Origin of the sequence: Microbacterium sp., assembly GCF_047971895.1 — a bacterium.
Taxonomy (GTDB): domain Bacteria; phylum Actinomycetota; class Actinomycetes; order Actinomycetales; family Microbacteriaceae; genus Microbacterium.
Window position 1 is genome coordinate 1 of the sequence record NZ_JBKEAF010000106.1, and the last position, 5,170, is coordinate 5,170.

General features: G+C 67.9%; 6 protein-coding genes and 1 pseudogene. All 7 read right to left on the minus strand.

Translation table 11 applies throughout. From position 1 onward, the window contains the following. Positions 1-351: 351 nt before the first annotated feature. The gene (locus tag ACK5IN_RS08565) at positions 352-1,029 is read right to left on the minus strand and encodes a DsbA family protein (RefSeq protein ID WP_416895770.1); all 678 of its coding nucleotides are present in this window, start codon (positions 1,027-1,029) and stop codon (positions 352-354) included. Positions 1,030-1,042: 13 nt separating this feature from the next. Beyond that, entirely contained in the window at positions 1,043-1,876 is an 834-nt protein-coding gene (gene map / locus ACK5IN_RS08570; RefSeq protein ID WP_416895771.1) for a type I methionyl aminopeptidase, read from the minus strand. A 1-nt stretch (position 1,877) separates the two neighbouring features. Then, entirely contained in the window at positions 1,878-2,495 is a 618-nt protein-coding gene (locus ACK5IN_RS08575) for an adenylate kinase (RefSeq protein ID WP_416895772.1), read from the minus strand. Beyond that, positions 2,492-3,814 carry a preprotein translocase subunit SecY gene (secY, locus tag ACK5IN_RS08580; protein WP_416895773.1) on the minus strand — a complete coding sequence of 441 codons (1,323 nt, stop codon included), beginning with the start codon at positions 3,812-3,814 and terminating at the stop codon, positions 2,492-2,494. Before secY ends, ACK5IN_RS08575 begins: the two co-directional genes overlap by 4 nt. Positions 3,815-3,958: 144 nt before the next feature. Further along, the gene (gene rplO, locus ACK5IN_RS08585; protein WP_416895774.1) at positions 3,959-4,504 is read right to left on the minus strand and encodes a 50S ribosomal protein L15; all 546 of its coding nucleotides are present in this window, start codon (positions 4,502-4,504) and stop codon (positions 3,959-3,961) included. Beyond that, positions 4,504-4,662: pseudogene (rpmD, locus tag ACK5IN_RS08590) on the minus strand (50S ribosomal protein L30). The gene rplO and the pseudogene rpmD overlap by 1 nt, the downstream one beginning before the upstream one ends. Positions 4,663-4,688: 26 nt before the next feature. Further along, on the minus strand, positions 4,689-5,170 hold a 482-nt coding region (gene rpsE, locus ACK5IN_RS08595; protein WP_416895775.1), incomplete at its 5' end, for a 30S ribosomal protein S5.

A 5,170-nucleotide genomic window follows, 5' to 3' on the forward strand; every position in this document is an offset into this window, starting at 1 on the left:
CTGCGGTGGATGGGGTGCATGGTGCGGAGACACGCCGACTACAGCGCAACGCACCAACGACCAATCATACGTGATAGCGGATGCCTCCGGCAACCCGAGCCCGCAGCCTGCCGCGGGCGTTTCCTCCACAAGTGGAGGAACGCGCCGGAGTTTCCACATTAGGGGGCCTGTGACATCCACACGACGCGGCGCCGGCCGATAATGGAGCGCATGTCGAGGGCGCTCGGCATTCGGGCACCCTCCGCCGCGTGAGACGTGCCCTGCGCGCAAACGCCGCTGCGCAGCGCACAGGTGAATGCGCACAGGGCACGTCTCGGAGAAACGCGGGCGCCCGCCCGCGGGCGCGGACGGTCAGCCCAGGCGCGAGGTGAGGTCGGCGGCGACGTCGCCGGTCACCGGGACGTATTCGCCGTTGATCAGCAGCGTCGGGGTGCCGGCGCTGCCGGTCTCGGGGTTCGGCGGCAGCTTGGCCGCCTGCGCCAGCGCGAACTTCGTGTACGTGCCATCGGCGATGCAGTCGGCGGCACCGGGAGCACCGGCATCCGCCGCCATCGCGGCCAGCTCGTCGTCGGTCTGCCCCGGCCCCGTCGGGTTCGTCGCGAACAGCGCTTTGAAGAACGGGAAGACCGCCTCAGGGCTGTCGTCGGCCACGCAGTAGAGGGCACTCGCCGAGCGCGCCGAGAACTCGGTGCCCGACGCCGCGTTCATGCTCGAGAGTGCGATGGGCTGCAGCTGCAGTGTGATCGAGCCGTCGTCGATGAGCTCCTCGATCGTCGGGCCATACGTGGCCTCGAAGCTCTGGCAGTGGGGGCAGTAGAAGTCGAACCAGCTCGTGACCTCGTCGGCCCCGTCGCCGATCGTGATCGCCCCGGTCTCGGCGTTCACAGTCGCGCCCCGCGGTGCGGCGCCCGGGCCGCCTGCCATGTTGTTCAGCCAGATGACCACTCCGCCCACGACGACCAGCACCGCCACCACGGCCACGCTCACCCAGATCGCGAACCAGTTCGTCCGCTGTGCTGCTGCTGCCACTTTCTGCCCCTTTTTATCCGATCGGCACCGGCCTCACACCGAACGGCGCGAGCCCTGCTACTCCTCCGTCCGGGGCGGTGAGCACCCAGACGCCTCCATCATGCACGGCGACGCTATGTTCCCAGTGTGAACCTGCTGTGCCGTCGATCGTCGACACCGTCCAGCCGTCGTCCTCGACGAACGTCGCGTCGCTGCCGATGACGACCATCGGCTCGATCGCGAGCACCAGTCCGGGGCGCACCTCGGGCCCCGGATCGCTGACGCGGTAGTTGAACACCGACGGCGACTCGTGCATCTTGCGGCCGATGCCATGCCCGACGTATTCGCGCAGGATGCCGTAGTCGTGCCCCGACGCCTCGATCGACGCCTGGATCGCCGCCCCGACCTCGTTCAGCTGCCGGGCAGTCGCCAGCGACGCGATGCCCGCCCACAGCGACCGCTCGGTCACCCGCGACAGCGCCTCGCGCTCGGCCACGACCTCGGGCCGCGACGTATCGGGCAGCACGATGGTGATCGCCGAGTCCCCGTTCCAGCCCTTGTACTCGGCGCCGGCGTCGATCGACACGATGTCGCCGGGCTCGAGCACGCGCGGGCCGGGGATGCCGTGCACGACCTGCTCGTTCACCGACGCGCACACGGTGTGGCGGTACCCGCGCACGAGCTGGAAGTTCGAGCGGGCGCCGCGGTCGGCGATGACACGGGATGCCGCAGCATCCAGCTCTTCCGTCGTCACCCCGGGTGCGGCCAGGGCGCACACCGCCTCGAGCGCGGCGGCGGTGATCAGCCCGGGCTCGACCATCGCCCGCAGCTGTGCGGGGGTCTTGTAGATCCCGCGTCGCAGCGCCATGTCAGGCAGCGGTCTGCGTCGCGATCCCACGGCGCGCCAGCGCGCCCATGATGCGCGACGTGACCGTGTCGACCGAGCCGACACCGTCGACCGTGTCGACCAGCCCGTGGTCGCGGTACACGTCGAGGATCGGCGCCGTCTCGCGCTCATAGATGGCGAGCCGGTTCGCGATGACCTCGTCGGTGTCATCGGTGCGGCCCTCCTGACGGGCACGCTCTGCGAGCCGATCGATGCTGACCGCGCGCGGCACGCCCAGCTCGATGACGGTCGTCAGCGGTTCGTCCCGCTCCGCGAGATACGCGTCGAGCAGACCGACCTGGCCGAGGTTGCGCGGGAAGCCGTCGAGCAGGAACCCGTCGCCGGCCTCCTGCAGCCGCTCGCGCACCACAGCGAACGTGAGCGCGTCGGTGACGAGATCGCCGGCCTCGATGACCGCCTTGACCTGCTGACCCAGCTCGGTGCCGTCCTTGACGGCGGCGCGGAACAGGTCTCCGGTGGAGATGGCCGGGATGCCGAGGGCCTCGGCAATACGCACGCCCTGCGTGCCCTTGCCCGAGCCCTGCGGGCCCACGATGACGAGGCGTGCGGCGGTCGGGGTCTCGGGCAGGGCATTCGTCATCGCAGAAGTCCTTCGTAGTGTCGTTGCTGCAGCTGGGCGTCGATCTGCTTCACCGTCTCGAGTCCGACACCCACGATGATGAGGATCGAGGCACCGCCGAACGGGAAGTTCTGGTTCGCGTTGACGGTCGCCAGCGCGAACAGCGGGATGAGCGCCACCAGACCCAGGTACAGCGAGCCGGGAAGGGTGATGCGGGTGAGCACGTAGTCGAGGTACTCGGCGGTGGGCCGGCCGGCCCGGATGCCGGGGATGAACCCGCCGTACTTCTTCATGTTGTCGGCGACCTCGACCGGGTTGAACGTGATCGCGACGTAGAAGTAGGTGAACCCGATGACCAACAGGAAGTAGATCAGCATGTAGAAACCGCTGTCGCCCGTGGTCAGGTTGTTGTTGATCCACACGACCCACTCGGCCGGCTCCTCACCGGCGGCGGGCTGATTGAACTGGGCGATCAGCACCGGGATGTACAGCAGCGACGAGGCGAAGATGATCGGGATCACGCCCGCCATATTCACCTTGATCGGGATATACGTGTTCGTGCCGCCGTACGTGCGCCGGCCGACCATGCGCTTGGCGTACTGCACGGGCACGCGCCGTTGCGACTGTTCGACGAAGACGATCAGTGCGAGCACCACGAGCCCGATGCCGAGCACCAGCAGGAAGACCTCGAAGCCGCGCGCCACCCAGATCGCGCCCATGGCGGTCGGGAACGTGGCGGCGATCGACACGAAGATCAGCAGCGACATGCCGTTGCCGATGCCCTTCTCGGTGACCAGCTCGGCGAACCACATGATGAGGCCGGTGCCGGCGGTCATCGTGATGATCATGAGCAGCTGCGCCCACCAGGCGTCGTTGGTGAGCAGCTGCTGGCAGGATGCCGGGCCGCCGGTGCCGAACAGCGTGCCGCTGCGGGCGACCGTCACGAGGGTGGTCGACTGCAGCAGCGCCAGCGCGATGGTGATGTACCGCGTGTACTGCGTCAGCTTGGCCTGGCCCGACTGGCCCTCCTTGTAGAGGGCTTCGAAGTGCGGGATGACCACGCGCAGCAGCTGCACGATGATCGCCGCGGTGATGTAGGGCATGACGCCCAGCGCGAAGATCGACAGCTGCAGCAGCGCACCGCCGGAGAACAGGTTGACGAGTGAGAGCAGCCCGTCCGCGCCCGAGGATGCGGCAAGGCACTGCTGCACGTTCGGGAAGTCGACGAACGGTGCCGGAACGTGCGAGCCGAGCCGGAACAGGGCCATGATGCCCAGGGTGAAGCCGATCTTCCGGCGCAGATCCGGAGTGCGGAAGATCCGCGCGATGGCGCTGAACAAAGGACTTGCCTCCAGAAAAAGGGTTCCAGCGCACGACGTGCGCAGACACCAGCTTAACCCAGCGTCTTACGGCGCACCGTGCCAAGGGGGGCGAACCCGGAACGAGAACGGAGCCGGAGGATCGCTCCGGCCCCGTTCCAGTGGCTAGTTGATGGTGCCGCCGGCGGCGACGATCTTCTGCTCTGCCGAGCCCGAGACCTTGTCGACCGTGACGTTGAGCTTGACGGCGATATCGCCGTTGCCCAGCACCTTGACCTTCTCGTTCTTGCGCACCGCGCCCTTGGCGACGAGATCGGCGACGGTGACGTCGCCACCCTTCGGATAGAGCTCGGCGAGGCGGGAAAGGTTGACAACCTGGTACTGCACGCGGAACGGATTTGTGAAGCCGCGCAGTTTCGGCGCGCGCATCACCTGGTTGAGGTTTCCCCCCTCCAGGCCGACCCGCACCTGCGAGCGTGCCTTCGTACCCTTGGTGCCGCGACCGGCGGTCTTGCCCTTGCTGGCCTCGCCGCGACCGACGCGAGTACGGGCCTTCTTGGAACCGGGTGCGGGGCGCAGGTGGTGCATCTTCAGTACCGCAACGCGCTCGTCCTTGTCGGACTTGGACGCGGACTTCTTCGCGACCGGCTTCTTTTCGGCGACTTTCGCCTCCGACTCGGCCTTCGTTGCCTTTTCGTCCTTGTCGGCCATCAGTCGACCTCCTCCACCTTCACGAGGTGCGCAACCGTCTTGACGTAGCCGCGGTTCTGCGGCGTGTCCTCGCGGACGACGACGTCACCGATGCGCTTCAGCCCGAGGCTGCGCAGCGTGGCGCGCTGGTACTGCTACTCACTGACCTTTGACTTGATCTGGGTTACCTACAGGCGCGCTGCCATCAGACACCTGCCTTTTCTTTGGTCGCCGCGGCGGCCTCGGCCTCGGCGCGCAGCAGACGCGCGGGCACAACGTGGTCGACGTCGAGGCCACGGCGGGCGGCGACGGCGCGCGGCTCTTCGAGCTGCTTGAGCGCCTCGACGGTCGCGTGGACGATGTTGAGCGTGTTCGACGAGCCGAGCGACTTGCTCAGCACGTCGTGAATGCCGGCGCACTCGAGCACGGCGCGCACGGGACCACCGGCGATAACACCGGTACCGGCGGATGCGGGACGCAGCAGCACGACTCCGGCGGCGGCCTCCCCCTGCACCGGGTGCGGGATCGACTGACCGGCACGGGGCACGCGGAAGAAGTTCTTCTTCGCCTCCTCGACGCCCTTGCTGATCGCCAGCGGAACCTCGCGGGCCTTGCCGTAGCCGACCCCGACGAGTCCGTTGCCGTCGCCGACGACGACGAGCGCGGTGAAGCTGAAGCGACGACCAC